Source organism: Vibrio sp. 397 (assembly GCF_033339395.1).
Taxonomy (GTDB): domain Bacteria; phylum Pseudomonadota; class Gammaproteobacteria; order Enterobacterales; family Vibrionaceae; genus Vibrio; species Vibrio alginolyticus.
In genome coordinates this window covers 62,127-80,995 of the sequence record NZ_JAWOUN010000007.1, presented here as the reverse complement: position 1 = coordinate 80,995, position 18,869 = coordinate 62,127, and the positions used below count along the sequence as shown (strand labels likewise).

The following is an 18,869-nucleotide window of genomic DNA, read 5'->3' as shown; positions in this document are numbered from 1 at the left end:
CCATGTTGTTACCGATGAGACAAATTTTCCAAGAAATGGCCGCAGAAAAGCTGAGACTGGGTTTGACCATTCTAGCAGTAGCGTGGGCGACCCTTTGTATCGCTGCTATGTTGGCGGTAGGTGAGGGTATTCGTCAGGGCGTATTGAAAACCGCACAAAATGGTAACGGCAACTTGATTTATTTGACCGGAGGGATGGCCACCGTCGACCACGGTGCTTTTCACCAAGGTAAGTTTCTGACACTAAAAATGGACGATTCAGAGGTTGTTCGAGCGTTACCCGATGTAAAAAGCGTTGCGCCAACGGCGAAGTGGAAAGAGCGCATCACCGTTGGTGACAGAAGCTCGTGGCAAGAGCCGTTAGCGGTCACGAGCGAGTTTCAATCCATGACCAATTTGGTGCCGATGGCGGGGGGACGATGGTTAAACCCACTCGATCAAAAAGAGACGCGCAAAGTCGTTGTACTGGGTTATGAACTGGCAGCCGACTTATTCAACCCGAATGAGGACTTTAGTTGGTTTGCGACAGTCACATTGCAAGTCAACCCTGTGGGGAAAAAGGTAAAAATCGGCAATGAGGAGTTCACTGTTGTGGGCGTATTGGAGAAAAACAGCGCCCAAATAGAACTGGGGGATCTTATCAACTATTCCAGCTTTGTGCCGTTAGCGACGTGGAAGCGATTTCATGTCAACGGTGAAATTGGTGGCATCAATGTGCAGCCACAAGCGGATGTAGACCGAGAAGCCTTAGCAAAGACGATCAGGCAAGTGATTGCCCGTAAACACGGGGCAAGTGTCAGTGATGAACAGGTCGTCCAAGTCGATGATATGTTCCTTAAGCAAAAGAGTATGCAGCAGTTTCTGATAGGTTTGCAGAGTTTCCTTGGCATTATCGGCTTCGTGACGTTAGCTGTTGCTGGTGTTGGCATCGCCAATGTGATGTATGCCACCGTAAAGCGATCTACGCGTGATATCGGTGTGCGCATGGCAGTCGGTGCAACCCCAACGGCTATTCGCATGCACTATTTAGTACAGTCTTTATTGACAATGATGATGGGGGGGGCGTTTGGGTTAGCCGTGACGTACGCGCTGGTGTCTGCCATCAGTTCCATTCCTTTAGAGGGCAATGCTTTTTATGAACAACTGGGTAAACCTGTCCCTGAGTTGTCGTGGGTCGTTGTCGCGATTGTCATCCTCACCTTAGTGATCATTGGTGTGGCATCTGCATGGTTACCTGCAAACCGAGCCGCAAAAGTCAGCCCGTTGGAGGCGCTACAAAGTGAATAACAACAATAACTCTGGAAAGAACATGTCGAACAAACCGCTTGTTGAGCTGACCAACATCTGTAAATACTACTCAAGCGGGGAGGCGGAAGTTCGCGCGCTAGACGGCGTTGACTTAACCATTAATCAAGGCGAGTTTCTTTCGATTCTTGGCCCGTCCGGTTCAGGCAAATCAACGTTGATGAACATGCTCGGTTGTTTAGATAAGCCCACCGATGGCAAGTACCAACTTGGCGGCCAAAACGTCGCAAGTTTAAGTGCGAATGAGCTGGCTGGCATTCGTAACCAAAAGATCGGATTTGTCTTCCAAAGCTTTAACTTATTGGAATACGCGACGGCGCTTGATAACGTGGCACTGCCGTTGGTTTACTCTGGTATCAAAGCCAAAGAACGTCGCCAGCGCGCAGCTAAATTGCTAGAGCAAGTCGGGCTAGGGGATCGTTTAGACCATAAACCAAACCAGCTTTCTGGTGGTCAAAAACAGAGGGTCGCGATTGCAAGAGCCTTGGTCAACGATCCGCAAATCATCTTAGCAGATGAACCAACGGGTGCATTGGATTCAAAATCCGGCGCAGAGATTGAAGCCTTGTTCAACCAACTCCACGCCGAAGGTAGAACGCTGATCATCGTGACGCACGATAACGCTCTGGCAGAGCGCACTAAACGCATCATCACCATCAAAGACGGCAAGGTAATTTCGGATAGGGTGCCGGAGTGATATTCACAGTTTGGAGCTTTACTAAAATAAAGGTAATTCGCCTATGAAAATGGTCACTTTGGAAGTGGTGTTTTAGTCAGCCTTGTTTAGAATTTACATCTTGATTTGAATTGCTAACTGTTTTGATAGTTAGTTGATGTGAAATTTGGTTCCCACAAGGCTACAAGATTGTAATGAATATAAACCACGCACTTTATAGAAGCGAAAAGTATAGCGAAGAATCAATGGAAGAGATTCTTTTTAGGTTAAAAAATACTGACTATTTTTATTTAAATGAGAATAATCCTAGTGAAGGTGCTTACTTGACTAAGAAAAAGGAAAATATCTTAATAGTAAAAAGAAAAACTTCTCGAAGTTCTGAAGCACATCAAGACCGGTTACTCAATACTCGTGAGTTTATAAACTTCAGCTCAATTGTTGCAGGACGAGAGATTGGTGGGGAGCTTCGATGTAAACTAGGACAAGATAAAAATAAAACGAAAATAACGTACTCTTGGTATCCTGATGAGTTTGTTCAAAATTTTTGTTATGCATTTATTGTTCTGGTTTTATTAATGTCAGCTTTTAAATTTACTCCTGGTGATTACGATGTTATTTGGAATCTATTGAAAGCTGTTTTGATGTTTTCAGTTCCAAGTTTATTACAAATGATTCACCTTCCAGGACTAATAAAGCTGGCAAACAAAATTTTGAGATTAAATGGCACTAAACAATTGTTATTAAATACATAAAAATAGACTTTAATGTAAGCAATCACTTTCTATATTTAATAATCCGATTCCTAACAAAAGTAATCGACTTTTGTTTATATCTCGTGTGGTTAAAACCGATTTTTAGAGAGCAACTGCTCCAGTTTTCCTTTTGCTGTCTTACTTACCGTTTGCATAAGCTTGAAGCTTGGCGCTGCTATGCCCGATTGTTCAAGCTCTTCCACCATCAGTAACCAAAGCTTTGCCATTACCTGTGCATCGGCTAACGCGCGGTGGAATACACCGTCGTTTTCAATGTTCTTATAACGAACCAACTCACCTAACTTGTGTGACGGCGCATCTTGAATAAGGCGTTGTGCCACCAATAAAGAACACGCGAACTTGCCAGAATAACCGCAGTTAATTCGCTCCAGTTCCGCATCCAGAAAGCGCTTATCGAACGACGCGTTGTGCGCAGCATGTTATTGGTAATGCCTGTGTAAACTTCAATGGATGAGCTCACACGAAAGCCAGGATTCATAAGTTGCTGAAAACTATCGATCACCTCAACATCAACGATCTTAACCGCACCGATTTCAATCGCGCGATCACCCATATTCGGAGACAGACCTGTGGTTTCAAAGTCGAGTACGACAACGGAGTTAGCTTGAGGCATGAAGTTTTCCAACTGAACAATAAGGCGCAAGAGTATCGTTGAAAGTGTGGGAAAAGGGAAGGAGGAGGAGAAGCTTTAGTAGTGAGAGAAACTTACGGAAGCTCAGTTAGAAATTGCCCACTAGATAAAACACCTTACAAAATCTGGTGCGTTCGTTTGCCCTCATAAAATGTAACCTAAGGCGATTCAAACTCTCACTGTGGTATTTGTCTGTTCAAAGTTACGTTTTTGGGTGGCGGGGTTATCCTGATATCTGGGCAGCAATGATTACTCTGTGCTTTTTAATGAAACGGCACTTACCCACTTTGATCATACCTTTTAAAAGGTGCAATCTTAACCATTACGCTGGTGTCCACAAATAACGTTGCAATATCATGACTTACTAAATTTGAAAAAGTTACAAATACATATTCAGAGGTGTGCTGGTGGTACACCAAACACGATTGTATTTTTACCCGTTGTACTTTCTAGCTCAATAGTGTTTCTTTTCTACATAGTGTTTTTACTCACTTATATGTTTCTGACGTGTTTTTGCCTGAAAAAAAAGTTATCTTGCATAGTGAAACCAACACAAACACGGTCAATTTTTGGTTATCATCGACTGATGCTTACCTGTATTTACCAAATTGAACAAAAATACAAGTAAACATTGAAGTTCAATATTACTAATAACTATTAAATTTGATATGAAGTTCGGAGGATTTAACCTTGGAGAAATTTAGATAACAATGAAAAAACGTGATGTTAATTTATTGCAAAGAGTTATGTTCAGGCTAAAAATAACATTCAATATTATTTATAAATTACTTGTTGTTGCGTTGCCGATTGATATTCTTAAATACTTAGCGATAAAGGGGTCTAGTGTGGCTCAAATTATCTTAGCGAGACGTTACTATCATGGAAGGCGTGTTAAGTATAATAAAAAGCTAGTAGTAAATTGGTTAACGAAGGCAGCGTTGAAGGGAAGCTCGGAGGCAAAGAAAGAACTTGGCTACCTGTATTTTAGTGGTGAAAAATTTAAAAAGGATTGGCGGTTAGCTAGCAAATGGTTGACGGAAGCATATGCTGACGGAGAAGTAGATTGCGCTGCTATTTTAGGCATAATCTATGAAGGAAACGGACACTTTCGTCGAGATTCAGCAGAAATGTTGAGATGGCACACGATTGCAGCAGAGTCTGGAGATTTAGAAGCGCAAAAAACTCTTGCGGCGATTTATACTATGGACAAAGAGTACTCTAACCCTAAAATGATGATGCATTGGCTACACAAGGCAGCAGATCAGAATGACACGGACGCAATGCTTCTTCTTGGACACACTTATCTGGATGGTGACCATTACGATTTCAACGAGGCTCTTAAGTGGCTTAAGACTGCTGCCAACAAGAAGGATCACTACGCATTAGTTTTACTTGGTGACATTTATTCATCAACTAAGTACAACATTGTAAATTATAAAGAAGCCATCCAAAAATACTATAGTGCAGTAAACGAAGGTTCAAGCGTTGCGATGGGGAAAATTGGGTATATGTACCAATATGGCCTGGGTTGCGATAAGAATATAGATAAAGCAATAGAGTGGTATTCCGTGGGGGTTAAATACAATGACCCATATTCTCAATTTGGCTTTGCGCAATTATATCGTGATGATGAAAATGGGATGATGAATTTAATTGAAGCGTTTAAATGGTCTTACTGGGCAAAAAAAAACAAACATCCAGACGCAGAAAAACAGTTCAAAGAAATCTCTGGAAAACTAACGAAAAAAGATATAGATAAAGCACTACGTTCGGCTCAGAGTTATAAAGTAAAGCCTGTTAAAAGTTTGGGTTTTACTTTAGGTTATAAAATGGGAGAAAAAGGTACTATATATAGGTGAGTAATTATGAAAATTAAATCCACTTAATAGTTTATTATGGTTATTTATTAATGGAGCGAAGAAAGTTAATTCCTAAAAAATATGGAACAACTCCTTTAACTATTGATGAACTGGGGTAACTGACTAAATTTGTTTTCTGGTTCGCTCTAATAAATAATTCTAAATTGATGTTTTCATAAGAATACGGAATTTTTAATACTGGTAAATAGAAGTAGCAAAGGAGGCACAATGATTTATTCATTAAAACTGAACTGGAGGAATATGCTAATGCTCTGTATTAGAAGTACAATATGTACATTGGGTTTGGTAGCTTTTTCTGTCAGCGCTTTTGAGGGAGAGAGTTTTCAACACAAAGATTGGTATCTAGCTTGTGATAATACAGGGACCTGCCGGGCGGCTGGCTATTCAAATATTGGCAGTCTCAATCCTGTTGCTGTGATGTTTACTCGTAAAGCGGGTCCTGCAGCGTCAGTAACGGGCAAAGTGTATTTAGGGGATGAATCTGATTTTGACCATTGGCCTGAGCAGATAAATCTTTATATCGATGGCCTAGAGTTGGGCCCGATACAGCATGACGCCATGACATCCATGCAGGTTCAGGCCATTCTTGCAGTAGTGACTAAAGATGCACTTATTGAAATTGGTGATGGTAAAACTAAATGGGTACTGTCTGGTAGCGGTGCCAGTGCCGTGTTTCGTAGGATGGATGAATATCAGGGGCGCCAGAATACTCCGTTTGCTATTGTCGCAAAAGGTCAAGGCGCTGAGTCTAGGGTGAATCTTGCTGTGGCTATCCCCACACTTGTGAATGTTGGCGGCGATGCAATGATGAAATCACTTGAGCCAGAATCTGCCCAATATGCCAAATTGTTACCACAGCTTCGTGCTAGCTATCAGTCTAACGGAGACAGTTCCGAGTGCCATAGACTGTTTGAAGAAACACCGTCAATTGCTATTGCAAAGCTTAATAATGGCCAATCATTGATTGAGGCGTCCTGTTGGATGGCGGCTTATAACTATGGTTCAAGTTATTGGTTGTTGGGAGAAGGCGATGCTGCTGTGCCTAAACGTCTTAACATCTATGGTAATGACTATTCTGACGGCATTGTTTCCTCCGCTCATAAAGACCGAGGATTGGGGGATTGCTGGAGCTTTGAAAGCTGGTTGTTTGATGGCAAACAAATGGTTCGTGCGAGTTATGGTAATACAGGTTTGTGCCGTGGTATTGCCGCTGGAGGCATTGACTTCATGCCTATTTGGGTGAGCGAAGTGGTTACTACACAAGATTTGAATAAATAGCTATGTTTTTAAGTTACTGTTCTAGCACTTCTGCTCAGGGCCTTTTAAGGTTCTGAGTTTAAAAGCAATAATTGCTGTCTGACTTGTAACAATTCTGGTACTAAAAAACGGTAGACCCTATCACAAATACCTACGAGAAATTGTTTGTGAAGTATAAATTACATAAAACTCTTCTTGTGCGTTCCTAGCTTCGATAAGGTGTAGCTATAGTCAGATAAAAAATACATCCAATATATAATCAATTCGGTGTAAAGTTTGCGAAATCAGGAACTATACCAAAAGCTCTTTTGATGAGGTTCTTTACTCCTATTTCAACTTTTATGCCGGCTCGCCCCTCAAGCTTAATTTTGCTCGTGGTACTTTGTGGATGTGATGGTTTTAAGAGGGCTCTACCCCAAATTCGTTAGATTAAATAATCTAAAAAGTCTAAAAGCGTGTGTTTTATACTACGAAAATACTGCGATAGAATGAAACTTAACAAGATTTAAGCCTTTTATATAGTTGTTTTGCTTGTCAAACCGCTTCTTTTAGTAGTGAAATTGTTTAAACAACTTGTTGGGAATGATAAGTCGCAATAAGTATTGCTATCATCCTCTTAACCCAAGATAAAACGGACCGTATGTGAATGTTTTATGCATTCGCACAGAAAATCTGATGACGGTCTAAATATAAATCTGAGAACAGGTATGTCATTATCAATAACAAGATTCACGAGGGTAATCTGCCCGACCCTGGGCAGTTTGCTCTGTTTAACCTTTCTTACTGGCTGTGAAAAAGCAACAGAAGGGTTGGTGTATGGCACAAAAAGCAAGTCAGTAATTATTGACTATAATGGTAGCGAAACAGATGTCATCATCCCAGATTCGGTAACTACTATTCGGCGTGATGCGTTTAGACGTAGCAAGCTCACCAGCGTGACTATCCCTGATTCAGTGACTACTATTGGTGCGAGTGCGTTTAGTTACAACAATTTGACCAATGTGACTATTCCAAATTCCGTGACCACCATTGGTAGGGATGCATTTAATGGAAACAAGCTCTCTAGTCTGACCCTTTCAAATTCGTTGACTACCATTGGTGATTGGGCGTTTCAACACAACGAACTAACTAGCTTGATCATTCCAGACTCGGTAACAACCATTGGTAAGGAAGCATTTTATGGAAACAAGCTCTCTAGCCTGACCCTTTCAAATTCTGTGACCACTATTGGGGATAGTGCGTTTGAACGCAACGAGCTTACTAGCCTGATCCTTCCAGATTCGGTGACCGTTATTGGCGAGAGTGTGTTTGCCGATAATGAGATCCACAACGTGACTATACCAGAATCTGTGACCACCATTGAGGATGACGCGTTTATTCGAAACAAACTCACCAGCCTGACTATACCTAATTCAGTGACCACCATAGGAAAAGTTGCGTTTGCTGACAACAACCTCACCCACGTGAGTCTCTCTGATTCGGTAACCACTATTGGTTGGGGGGCATTTACTGGCAATACGCTTACCAGTGTGACCATCCCAGACTCTGTGACGACTATTGAGGGTTCAGCGTTTTCTGACAACAATCTCACCAGCGTGATTATCCCAGATTCGGTGACCACCATTGGTTCTAATGCGTTTAATGGTAATGCAATATCCACATTCAACAATGCGCCATCAGATGGCATAATCTTTGCTCGTAATGATGATGGTACTGACAACAAGAAGGTTGTTGTTTCCTTTGGCGGAGGGAGAAAGGAGATTGTTATTCCTGATTCGGTGGCTACCATTGGTTTCGGTATGTTTGAGGGCAACAATCTTACCAGTGTGACTTTTCCAGATTCGGTGACTGCCGTTGATAAGAGCGCGTTTGGTCATAATAATCTCACTAGCATAACCCTTCCAGATTCGATAACTACTATTGGAGACTATGCGTTTATTTACAATGAGCTCACTAGTGTAACGCTCCCAGGTTCTGTGATTACTGTTGGGGATAATGCGTTTGCTCACAACAAACTTACCAGCGTGACCATTCCAGACTCGGTGACCACCATTGGTGAGGAGGCGTTTGCTGATAACGCGCTCACTAGTGTTACTATTCCAGATTCGGTGACTACCATTGGTGAAGGGGCGTTTGCTGGTAACAAGCTCATCAGTGTGACCATTCCAGATTCAGTGACTACCATTGGTGAAGGGGCGTTTGCTGGTAACAAGCTCATCAGTGTGACCATTCCAGATTCAGTGACCACCATTGGTGAAGGGGCGTTTGCTGGTAACAAGCTCATCAGTGTGACCATTCCAGATTCGGTGACCACCATTGGTGAAGGGGCGTTTGCTGGTAACAAGCTCATCAGTGTGGCCATTCCAGATTCGGTGACCACCATTGGTGAAGGGGCGTTTGCTGACAACAAGCTCATTAGTGTAACCATTTCAGATTCGATGACCACCATTGGTGAGAGGGCATTTGCTGATAATGAGCTTACTAGTGTGACCATTCCAAATTCGGTAACCACCATTGGTGAGAGGGCATTTGCTGATAATGAGCTTACTAGTGTGAACATTCCAAATTCGGTGACCACCATTGGTGTGAAGGCGTTTTCTGCTAACAAGCTTGCTAACGTGACTATCCCTGATTCGCTGACCACCGTTGGCCAGGGGGCGTTTGCTGATAACGAGCTCACCAGTGTGACTATACCTAGTTCTTTAACTACCGTTGAGGATGATGCGTTTGCTCACAACAGGCTCACCAACGTGACCATTCCAGATTCGATAACCACCATTGGACATCGGGCCTTTTCTGGCAATGAACTCACCAGTGTGACTATCCCAGATTCCGTGAATATTCTTGGGTGGGAAGCATTTAGTTACAATAATTTAACCAATTTGATCATTCCAGATTCGGTGACCATTATTGGTTGGAAGGTGTTTAGTGATAATAAACTCACCAGTTTGACTATCCCAGATTCCGTGAACACTATTGAGGGGGCTGCATTTTCTAACAACCAGCTCATCAGCGTGACTATCCCGGATTCTGTGACCATTATTGGTAATGGAGCGTTTAATGGTAATGTAATATCTGCAGTTAACAATGCGGCATCAGATGGATTTATTTTTGCTCGTAATGATGATGGCACAGAGAACAAGAAGGTTGTCGTATCCTATGGTGGTTCAAGAAAAGGAATTGTTATTCCAGATTCGGTAAACACTATTGAGCGTGGCGCGTTTTCTGATAATGAGCTCACCAGTGTGACTATGCCTGATTCGGTGACGACCATTGGTGAAAAGGCGTTTGCTTACAACAAGCTCACCAATGTGACTATACCTTATTCAGTGAATACCATTGAGAATGAGGCGTTTCGGAACAACCGACTGACTAGCGTAACTATCCCAGATTCTGTGACCTCTATTGAGGATAGGGCGTTTAGTAATAATAAACTCACCAATTTGACCATTCCAGATTCAGTAAGAACTATCGGAGAGGCTGCGTTTTCTGACAACCAGCTTGTCAACGTGACCCTCTCAAATTCGTTGACTACTATTGGCTTAGGTGCATTTAATCGCAATGCACTATCCACAGTTAATAATGCACCATCAGATGGCTTTATTTTTGCTCGTAATGAGGATGGCACCGAGAATAAGAAGGTTGTTATTTCCTATGGTGGGGCAAGAAAAGAAGTTGTTATTCCTGATACGGTGACCATCATTGAGCGTAGGGCGCTTGCTAGCAGCGAACTAACCAGTGTGGTCATCCCAGATTCGGTTACCACCATTGGGCGTGAGGCGTTTGCTGGCAATGAACTTATCAGTGTGGCCATCCCAGAATCGGTTTCCACTATTAGCCATGGGGTATTTAGTAACAATAATCTCACTAGCGTAACTATATCAGATTCGGTAAATACCATTGCACCGGAGGCGTTTGCTGATAATAAGATCACTAAGGTGACTATACCAAGTTCAGTGTCCTTCATTGGTTATAAAGCGTTCCGGAATAACCGACTTACCAACGTAACTATCCCAGAATCAGTGTTCGATATTCAAAGTGAAGCGTTTGCTGGCAATGAACTCACCAGTGTGACTATTCCATCTTTGGCGACCCACAATGGTTTGATAGCGTTTGATGAAGGTGTAGATATTCACTGGTATTAACACTATTTTGTGTGCTGTTGCAATTTTAATATGTGGCAGTACACAAAGTTTTTGGAGAATGGTGTTTTCATCAGATGTTGTTTTTGAAGGCTCTCTTATGACGACAGAGGTCTACGTGCAACATCCTTGTCTAGGTATTTAAAGTAATGGTATTTAATAAGCTGTATCTAAACAAAGCCTTTTTACTATTGCGATTTCGCTCATCGCACTAGCACTTCCAAACTCATGTTGCCGCACCTGTAGTTATTTGATAGTTGCTTATATTCAATTTTCCTAAAGACGTTTTTGTCCAGAAATATCACGATCTGAATTTTAACACGTGGTACTTTCTAGCTTGAAAATGCCCCCAAATCGCTTAGAATCTTAACCCTATAAAACAGAGGCCGCATGTACTTACCCTACTGAAAGTAATCCTTTTTTATACTCCACCGCTTATTGATGCGAACAACTTAGCAAGCCGCCACCAAGATCGACATTTAAACTCACCTCATTTACAAAATTATTGCTTAGAAGGAAAAGTTACATCAGTGATGTAGGTCGGCATAGGGTCAATACCGCCGGCAATACCTCGGCATGGACCCGTGCTGGATATCAAAGTGGGTACCATAGATTGCCCATCAAACACCCATGCCTGACTTTCCCAGCAATCGCCATATCCTCGTCCCTTGCGGTCTTGGCGCGCCATACCATCTATATAAAAACCATCACTGTCCAATGCAACCAACTGATTGGGGCCATTTTTATCCGCTAACCAATGGTTGCAAAGCGCGTTGTAAGCCATAAGCCAACAAGCACCAATAAATCGTTTACCCTGACCCAGCTCTGCAGTTTCAAGTGATGCGCTCTGGAGTTCGAAATCCAACTCAGATGCTGGCACATTAATGGTCAGCAACTGTAACACCTCATTATAAGCTGACGAACCGATTTCAAGGGTAACAGCGTTTGATAGCGGTGCTTGCACAGTCAAACTTGGTGGTACTTTAGCGGGTGGTACTTCGTTCTCAGATTGTTTACCTTTGGCAACCACAGCAAATGGTGTGTTGCTACGCCCTTGATACTCATCCATTTTGCGAAACACAGCGCTGGCGCCATTGTTCGAAATGCGCCAGCGCTGCTTTCCAGCGCCTACTTCAATTACCGCGTTAGTAGTAACCACCGCCAATAATGCCTGTACTTGCATGGCGCTCAGCTGACTCGTTTTATCTGTGTAGATTGGGCCGAGGTCTTGGTTGTCAATCAACAAAGTCACACTTGCTGGCAACGCCTGCTCATCATGTAGCTGCAGAAAAAGCTTTGCCGTGATCTGGGTTGCAGGTCCAGCTTCACGTCTAAACATCATTGCCATACCATAGCCAAGACCAGCTGGCGCGTACCCCGCTGCTCGGCAAGTGCCAGTATTGTCACATGCCAAATACCAATCTTTGTGAGCAAACCTAGCTCCGTCAAAAGCTTGGACAGAAAAAATCGCTACACTCAATGCGATTATAATTAGACGAATATAGCGCATTTTCTTATTCCTTTGAGATAATATATCTGTGAATGTTTGATGGATTCTATGCGTTGAATTTAAGTTAATTTGACTTATTCGAAGGCGATTTTTGACATGAACTACTCCAGCCAGACTGGAGTAGATAATGATTAATCTAAAGCCAATCTCATCGCTTGAAATACATTAGTTTTACCAGCTGTTACGCTCCTTCAGGCGCTTGCGTGCGAACATCCCTATAATATTGAATTGGGTGAGGAGCGTAACTTCCGCTTGGTCTGAGCTTTTGTTCGCTTCCGCGACTTTTAGCTCGACTTTGATAGCCGCAGAAATTGCCCATCTCTAGTCTTCTTATGAATATTCATCTTGAATATGGATGATCAAATAGGCAACAGTTTTCTTTATTACAGGAAACTATTGCTCCTATACTCATTAGATCAAATACCCTGCAAAAAGTTATCCGATAGAATGAAATTCAACACGAATTAAGCGTTTTATATGCTTGTTTGGCTTGTCAAAGTTGCCTCTTTTGTTAGAGAAACTATCTAAGCATCTTTTTGGGAGTGATAATCCATTAAAAGTATTGTTATCATCCTTTTATCTCTGAGTAGAGCTAAATTTCTGTGAACATTTTATGCGTTTGCATAGAAAGACCGATAACGGTCTAATTATAAACCCGCGAGTAGCAATGTCATTATCAAGAATAAAACTCAATAGGCTAACTGGCCAAATCTTTGGCATCTTGCTTAGTCTAGCCCTTCTAACAGGCTGTGAGCACGCAACGGAAGGGTTAGTCTATGCTAAAAAATTAGATGGCTCGCAGAACAAATCAATACTTGCAGAGTATACCGGTAGAGAGACCGATGTCATAATTTCAAGCTCGGTGACCATTATTGGTGAAGGCGCGTTTGTTGGTCACCAACTCACTAATGTAACCATACCGGATTCGGTTGCCACAATTGAAGATGAGGCATTTAAGGACAATGAGCTCACCAACCTGACCATTCCAGATTCCGTGGTAGCCATTGGCAAAGGGGCGTTTAGCGATAACAAGCTTACCAGCGTTATACTCTCAGGTTCGTTAAATACCAATTGGGGACAATGTGTTTAGTTTTAACCAACTTAATAGTGTGACCCTCCCAGATTCGTTATCCACCATCGGTGCTGGAGGGTTCAATGGTAACGCGTTACCCACATTAAACAATATACCATCAGATGGCTTTATTTTTGCTCGTAATGATGATGGAACTGAGAACAAAAAGGTCGTTGTTTCCTACGGTGGAGCAAGAAGAGATATCGTTGTTCCTGACTCCGTGACTACTCTTGGGAAGGGGGCACTTTATGGAAATAAGCTCACTAACGTAACCCTTCCAAACACGTTGACTACCATTCGGGAGTTGGCACTTAGCCATAATGAGCTCACCAGAGTAACTCTACCTGACTCAGTATTTACCATTGGGAGGAGGGCATTTGATGGAAACAAGCTTACTAGCATAACCTTTCCAGATTCGGTGACTGTCATTGGTGAAGAGGCATTTACTGATAACGAGATCACTAGTGTGATCATTCCTGGTTCGGTGCGCGCTATTAGCCCATGGGCGTTTGATCTTGGTGTAGTAACTAAGCGGAATTAAAGCTATTTTTGGATGCTGTCGTCTTCAGCTGGTAAATAGCAACTATTGATAAGTTATCCTTGAAACCATATATATTGAGGCACACAAAACGAGCACTGCCGAATAAAAGGCAGTAGTTCTTTTGACGGTTTGTTTGTATGAGTCTCGAAAAGGCGAAAGTACATAAATGTGCAGGGTCTTTTTTACACGAGCTTGGCTTGCTGAAAGGTAAAAAATTAACGACAGATCCACATGCAAAAGCTATTCAGTAGAGCACGGGAGGAGATGTTTAAGATCTTCCTTTTGTTTTGAAGGTAATATAGCTACCGTCGGAGACGCCTTTCAGTTATTTACTTAGTCGTTTGGGTAGCAGAAAGGCTTTGTGATTCAAACAAACGTAAAGCATACAAGAGCAGTTAACTCCCACAGGGCAGTTCGACTTATTTGGAAATCTCATTTCAGCAACATTTCGTCTGCTCAGTATTTTAGCGCTCATAAATTGAATGACTGTCAAGTGATCGGGCATCTTGGTGGATTTTTGATATCTTAAAAAACTATATTTATGGATCTATCCATACTTCTCCTAATCACCGTCAGCCAAAATAGAGCAGAAAGTTCAACAAGCTTCTGTCCAACTTTGAGTTAGCATACTCAAAGCCAACCATTTCTCCATCTACAAATTCGAGACGCGGAAATCACTGCGTCTCATCTCCTCAACCTCAGCCTCAAACAAACAACTGTACCGCGCAGTAAAGTAGCGTCGCCGCTAAGGTCATATTGATCGCTTTGCCATATTTCTGGAATTGCGATTGAAGAAGTTTGCCTGCAATTGCCCAGATCAAGTTGCTGGCTAGAGCAATAAACGCGAGCACTAGGCTGGTGGCCAAGATCCAGTAGATGTTTTGTGTGTAAGGCAACACGAATGTCGATATGGATGTTACGCCGTATAGAATGATTTTCACGTTTACGAACTGCAAACCAAAGCCCGTCAAGAAAGTGATGCCCTCAGAATCTTCTGATGTAGTTTTGATATCACTTGTCGCGATTCCCCAAGCTAACCAAATGATGTAAGCCGCACCCACCCATGTGAGCCAAGGTGTAATCACAGGAAGCAGGCTGACCATGTGGTAAGTGAAAACGCCACACAGCAGCATCAAAACAATATAGCCGCAGAACATCTCAGAAATGACGTTGGTAGATCGCTTTAGCCCGTGCTGTGTTGCAACACTGAGCGACAAAATGTTGTTGGGACCCGGCGTGATCGAAGTAATGATGACGTAGGTGAAAAATGCGGTGTAGATGGCACTCATCTCTATCTCTCCTGTTTTTTGTGCACTATACTTCGCGTTAATCAATTAAAAAATTGAATGCATTTAAACTAAGAGTTTTAACTTTTCGAACTATTAAGTTAGGAGTTTGGTCATGAATCTAAAACGTTTCATTACGTTTAAAACCATTGTTGAGGAAGGCTCGTTTCTTAAAGCATCGCAAAAGCTTTATTGCACTCAGTCGACAGTTACCCTTAAGATCAAATGGTTAGAGCAAGATCTCTCATTGCAGTTGTTCGAAAAGATCGGCCGAAAAATGGTGCTGACTCAGGCAGGAGAAAAGATCCTTCCGTACGTTTATGAGCTCGCACGAGTGATGGAAAACATTGAAGGCACGGCACAACAAGAGAGTTCTGTGCCGACAGGGGAGTTGAAGGTTTTAATCGCAGGAACTCAGCTCGCTTATAAAATGGCCAATGTTTTGAAGGAATTCAGAATACGAGCGCCGAAAGTAAGGCTCTCACTGCAATCACAAAACTGCTATAAGATTCGTGATGAATTGATTGCTGATAAAGCCGATTTGGGTGTGTTTTATCGTGTCGGTAATGATGATGCACTCAAGGTGCATGAGTTTGAACAAGAGCCGTTGGTCCTTGTTGCTTCGCCGCTTTTAACAGGGTTGGATCTACAGAAAGGGGAGCAACACATTGATTTGGGATTCATCAGCAATGGTCCTAAGTGCCTTTTCCGTAAGACTTTTGAGAGCATCATCCAAGAGCGAAACATCAGCATCGATAACATGATTGAGCTGAGCAGTATTAACACTATCAAAAACTGTGTAGAGAGTAATATCGGTATCTCTTTTCTGCCTCGCTTCACTGTTGAAAAAGAACTACAAGAGGGCAGCCTGCAAGAGCTTGAGTTTACCAACGCACCGCAAATGATCAAACCGCAGTGTGGCTGCAATGCCGGAAAGTGTGTTACGCCTGCAATGGAAGTCTTTATCGACTGCATGTGTAACACGCACGAGACAGGCTTTGTCCTCAAATCATGAAATTCCTTCATGTTCAATGTGAAACAATACCAATATTACTCAACTCGTGAAGCAAGTATAAAAAAAGGACTGCTCTGGTGTTAGGCACTGCGACGGTCGTTTTTTGTACGAACCGTTCGTCGTAAGTGCTGTGCAACCTAACGATTGGGAAAACCAAAAAACAAAAAATGTCCCCATGCACAGAGTTAGGAAAAGTCTGCTTTATCTAAGGAAATAGGATACCAACTCACGATGAATAACGATTTCACATTTGCTATCAAAAGCATTCGCTTTGATGAGAATTACCAACCATCAGACAACACGCGAATCACTACCAACTTTGCTAATCTGGCTCGCGGAAACTACCGCCGAGAGAATCTGCGCAATGCGCTCCGAATGATCGACAATCGTTTTAATGCGTTGGCATATTGGGATAACGCGCAAGGTGACCGCTACTCCGTTGAACTTGAAATCATCTCCGTTGATATGGATATCCAAGGTAGTGGAGAAGCCTTCCCATCGATTGAAGTGCTCAAAACTAACATTGTTGACCACAACACTAACGAGCGTATCGAAGGCATTGTGGGCAACAACTTCTCTTCATACGTGCGTGATTACGACTTTAGCGTTTTGCTGTTGGACCACAACAAAAACCAGCCACAGTTCAGTATCCCAGCGAACTTCGGTGATTTGCATGGCAAACTGTTCAAAGCTTTCGTTAATTCTGAGTCTTACAAACAGCATTTCAAAAAGCTGCCAGTGATTTGTCTGAGCGTATCGGACAACAAGGTATATCGACGCACCGAAAACCAACATCCTGTTTTGGGCTTTGAATATCAGCCGAACGAATCTTCGTTGACGGAGCAGTACTTCAAAAAGATGGGCTTACAGGTGCGCTACTTTATGCCGCCAAACAGTGTTGCACCATTGGCATTCTACTTCTTCGGTGACTTGTTGAACGATTATTCAAACCTAGAGCTTATCAGTACGATTAGCACGATGGAGACATTCCAGAAGATTTACCGACCTGAGATTTACAATGCCAACGCGGTTGCCGGTAATTGCTACCAGCCAAACCTAAAAAACCTAGACCACTCGCTAACTCAAATCGTTTACGACCGAGAAGAGCGCAGCCAACTGGCAATTGAACAAGGGAAATTTGCCGAGGAGCATTTCATCAAACCTTATCAATCTGTGCTTGAACAATGGTCTGCAAACTACGCGTAATCGACAACAAGAATCTAGAAAGGAATGACGATGAAAACACTATTACCGACTTCAACGGCTGGCAGCTTGCCGAAACCTTCTTGGCTAGCGGAACCAGAAAAACTTTGGTCACCGTGGAAACTGCAAGGTGAAGAACTGATTGATGGCAAACGCGATGCGTTACGTGTCGCTTTGCAAGAACAAGAACTGGCAGGCGTTGATATCGTAAGTGATGGCGAGCAAACTCGGCAACATTTTGTGACGACCTTTATTGAGCATTTAAGCGGCGTAGATTTTGAAAACCGCAAAACGGTGACTATTCGCAACCGTTATGAAGCAAGTGTTCCGACTGTGGTTGGCCCAGTAAGCCGCACAAAGCCCGTGTTTGTTGAAGATGCCAAGTTCTTGCGTCAGCAAACTAAGCAACCTATCAAGTGGGCGCTTCCAGGCCCTATGACGATGATCGACACACTTTATGATGATCATTACGGTAGCCGTGAAAAGCTGGCTTGGGAATTTGCAAAAATCCTCAACCAAGAAGCGAAAGAGCTTGAAGCGGCAGGTGTCGATATCATTCAGTTTGATGAGCCTGCGTTTAATGTGTTTTTCGATGATGTGAACGAGTGGGGCATTGCGTGTTTAGAGCGTGCGATTGAAGGGCTGAAATGTGAAACTGCAGTGCACATCTGCTATGGCTACGGTATCAAAGCGAACACGGATTGGAAGCAAACGCTAGGCACTGAATGGCGACAATACGAAGAAGTATTCCCTAAATTGCAGCAGTCAAATATCGATATTATCTCGCTTGAGTGTCATAACTCGCGAGTGCCTATTGAGTTGCTTGAGTTGATTCGCGGTAAGAAGGTGATGGTTGGTGCGATTGATGTCGCTACTAACGAAATTGAAACGCCAGAAGAAGTAGCGAAAACATTGCGAGAGGCGTTGAAGTACGTTGATGCCGACAAGCTTTACCCATGTACCAACTGCGGTATGGCACCTTTGTCTCGTGAAGTATCGACCGCTAAGCTCAATGCGTTAAGTGCGGGTGCGGAGATCATTCGTAAAGAGTTGGTGGGTTGATATTAATACTTAGGCTCCGCGCCATGAACTAAAATTAGGGTCAATCTAGCGAGTTTAAATGAGAATAGGAATCGGATTACAGCTCGCTAGGAAATAGCGATAACTTTCGCACTTCAAAGCACTCGGTGGGTAGATCCTGAATCACCTCGTCCCTCGTTGTTCAGGATGACGGATGTTGGAAGATACATTGCTCGCCATCCCCCAGGTATTAGAGCAGCTCTAAGGTAGGGTCATTCCAGCGAGTCTAGACGAGACTAGGAATCTGATAACAGCTCGCTGGTAAATGACGATAACTTTCGCACTTCAAAGCACGTGATTAGTAGATTCTGAATCACCTCGTCCCTCGTTGTTCAGGATGACGGATGTTGGAAAATGCATTGCTCGCCACAAAACCGATATTTGAGCAGCTCCAAGATAGGGTCATTCCAGCGAGTCTAGACGAGACTAGGAATCGGGTTACAGCTCGCTAGGAAATGACGATAACTTTCGCACTTCAAAGCACTCGGTGGGTAGATCC

General features: G+C 42.9%; 13 protein-coding genes and 2 pseudogenes. 12 read left to right on the top strand and 3 right to left on the bottom strand.

What is annotated here, in order from left to right; genetic code table 11:
• The first annotated feature begins 2 nt into the window (after positions 1-2).
• The 3 genes from R7P36_RS12960 (at position 3) to R7P36_RS12950 (ending at position 2,732) form a co-directional block, all read left to right on the top strand.
• Entirely contained in the window at positions 3-1,286 is a 1,284-nt protein-coding gene (locus R7P36_RS12960; protein ID WP_132936824.1) for an ABC transporter permease, read from the top strand.
• Between the two features lie 22 nt (positions 1,287-1,308).
• Positions 1,309-2,001 (top strand): ABC transporter ATP-binding protein, encoded by a 693-nt coding sequence (locus R7P36_RS12955; protein WP_213899677.1) that lies wholly within the window; start codon positions 1,309-1,311, stop codon positions 1,999-2,001.
• A gap of 173 nt (positions 2,002-2,174) precedes the next feature.
• On the top strand, positions 2,175-2,732 hold the full coding sequence (locus R7P36_RS12950) for a hypothetical protein (RefSeq protein ID WP_213899676.1): 558 nt from the start codon (positions 2,175-2,177) through the stop codon (positions 2,730-2,732).
• A gap of 89 nt (positions 2,733-2,821) precedes the next feature.
• Here R7P36_RS12950 and R7P36_RS12945 read toward each other — a convergent pair.
• Positions 2,822-3,366: pseudogene (locus R7P36_RS12945) on the bottom strand (PolC-type DNA polymerase III).
• 728 nt (positions 3,367-4,094) lie between these two features.
• Here R7P36_RS12945 and R7P36_RS12940 point away from each other — a divergent pair.
• From R7P36_RS12940 to R7P36_RS12930, 3 genes are all read left to right on the top strand, one after another.
• Positions 4,095-5,243 carry a tetratricopeptide repeat protein gene (locus R7P36_RS12940; protein ID WP_053304256.1) on the top strand — a complete coding sequence of 383 codons (1,149 nt, stop codon included), beginning with the start codon at positions 4,095-4,097 and terminating at the stop codon, positions 5,241-5,243.
• A 228-nt stretch (positions 5,244-5,471) separates the two neighbouring features.
• Positions 5,472-6,542: a DUF1176 domain-containing protein gene (locus R7P36_RS12935; RefSeq protein ID WP_017633893.1), complete on the top strand. Its 1,071-nt coding sequence runs from the start codon at positions 5,472-5,474 to the stop codon at positions 6,540-6,542.
• 686 nt (positions 6,543-7,228) lie between these two features.
• On the top strand, positions 7,229-10,666 hold the full coding sequence (locus tag R7P36_RS12930; protein ID WP_318122176.1) for a leucine-rich repeat domain-containing protein: 3,438 nt from the start codon (positions 7,229-7,231) through the stop codon (positions 10,664-10,666).
• Between the two features lie 499 nt (positions 10,667-11,165).
• Here R7P36_RS12930 and R7P36_RS12925 read toward each other — a convergent pair whose 3' ends face one another.
• The gene (locus R7P36_RS12925; protein ID WP_213899834.1) at positions 11,166-12,173 is read right to left on the bottom strand and encodes a DUF1176 domain-containing protein; all 1,008 of its coding nucleotides are present in this window, start codon (positions 12,171-12,173) and stop codon (positions 11,166-11,168) included.
• A 667-nt stretch (positions 12,174-12,840) separates the two neighbouring features.
• Between R7P36_RS12925 and R7P36_RS12920 the strand changes: the two genes are divergently transcribed.
• The 3 genes and pseudogenes from R7P36_RS12920 to R7P36_RS12905 form a co-directional block, all read left to right on the top strand.
• Positions 12,841-13,263: a leucine-rich repeat domain-containing protein gene (locus R7P36_RS12920; protein WP_158174047.1), complete on the top strand. Its 423-nt coding sequence runs from the start codon at positions 12,841-12,843 to the stop codon at positions 13,261-13,263.
• Entirely contained in the window at positions 13,256-13,786 is a 531-nt protein-coding gene (locus R7P36_RS12915; RefSeq protein ID WP_053304258.1) for a leucine-rich repeat domain-containing protein, read from the top strand. The genes R7P36_RS12920 and R7P36_RS12915 overlap by 8 nt, the downstream gene beginning before the upstream one ends.
• A gap of 167 nt (positions 13,787-13,953) precedes the next feature.
• Positions 13,954-14,268 (top strand): annotated as a pseudogene (locus tag R7P36_RS12905) (thiamine biosynthesis protein ThiJ); the annotation flags it as partial.
• A gap of 222 nt (positions 14,269-14,490) precedes the next feature.
• Here R7P36_RS12905 and eamB read toward each other — a convergent pair.
• Positions 14,491-15,075, bottom strand: coding sequence for a cysteine/O-acetylserine transporter (eamB, locus tag R7P36_RS12900; RefSeq protein WP_017636062.1), 585 nt, complete (start codon positions 15,073-15,075; stop codon positions 14,491-14,493).
• Positions 15,076-15,187: 112 nt separating this feature from the next.
• Between eamB and R7P36_RS12895 the strand changes: the two genes are divergently transcribed.
• The 3 genes from R7P36_RS12895 (at position 15,188) to R7P36_RS12885 (ending at position 18,352) form a co-directional block, all read left to right on the top strand.
• Positions 15,188-16,087 (top strand): LysR family transcriptional regulator, encoded by a 900-nt coding sequence (locus tag R7P36_RS12895; RefSeq protein ID WP_213899833.1) that lies wholly within the window; start codon positions 15,188-15,190, stop codon positions 16,085-16,087.
• Between the two features lie 231 nt (positions 16,088-16,318).
• On the top strand, positions 16,319-17,293 hold the full coding sequence (locus R7P36_RS12890) for a DUF1852 domain-containing protein (RefSeq protein WP_017636059.1): 975 nt from the start codon (positions 16,319-16,321) through the stop codon (positions 17,291-17,293).
• Positions 17,294-17,323: 30 nt separating this feature from the next.
• Entirely contained in the window at positions 17,324-18,352 is a 1,029-nt protein-coding gene (locus tag R7P36_RS12885; protein ID WP_005376742.1) for a methionine synthase, read from the top strand.
• The last annotated feature ends 517 nt before the right edge of the window (positions 18,353-18,869 follow it).

Coding starts and splice junctions, on each gene's coding strand:
- R7P36_RS12885 (WP_005376742.1), top strand. CDS start 17,324: ATGAAAACACTATTACCGACTTCAACGGCTGGCAGCTTGCCGAAACCT.
- R7P36_RS12940 (WP_053304256.1), top strand. CDS start 4,095: ATGAAAAAACGTGATGTTAATTTATTGCAAAGAGTTATGTTCAGGCTA.
- R7P36_RS12925 (WP_213899834.1), bottom strand. CDS start 12,173: ATGCGCTATATTCGTCTAATTATAATCGCATTGAGTGTAGCGATTTTT.
- R7P36_RS12935 (WP_017633893.1), top strand. CDS start 5,472: ATGATTTATTCATTAAAACTGAACTGGAGGAATATGCTAATGCTCTGT.
- eamB (WP_017636062.1), bottom strand. CDS start 15,075: ATGAGTGCCATCTACACCGCATTTTTCACCTACGTCATCATTACTTCG.
- R7P36_RS12890 (WP_017636059.1), top strand. CDS start 16,319: ATGAATAACGATTTCACATTTGCTATCAAAAGCATTCGCTTTGATGAG.
- R7P36_RS12950 (WP_213899676.1), top strand. CDS start 2,175: ATGAATATAAACCACGCACTTTATAGAAGCGAAAAGTATAGCGAAGAA.
- R7P36_RS12955 (WP_213899677.1), top strand. CDS start 1,309: ATGTCGAACAAACCGCTTGTTGAGCTGACCAACATCTGTAAATACTAC.
- R7P36_RS12960 (WP_132936824.1), top strand. CDS start 3: ATGTTGTTACCGATGAGACAAATTTTCCAAGAAATGGCCGCAGAAAAG.
- R7P36_RS12930 (WP_318122176.1), top strand. CDS start 7,229: ATGTCATTATCAATAACAAGATTCACGAGGGTAATCTGCCCGACCCTG.
- R7P36_RS12895 (WP_213899833.1), top strand. CDS start 15,188: ATGAATCTAAAACGTTTCATTACGTTTAAAACCATTGTTGAGGAAGGC.
- R7P36_RS12920 (WP_158174047.1), top strand. CDS start 12,841: ATGTCATTATCAAGAATAAAACTCAATAGGCTAACTGGCCAAATCTTT.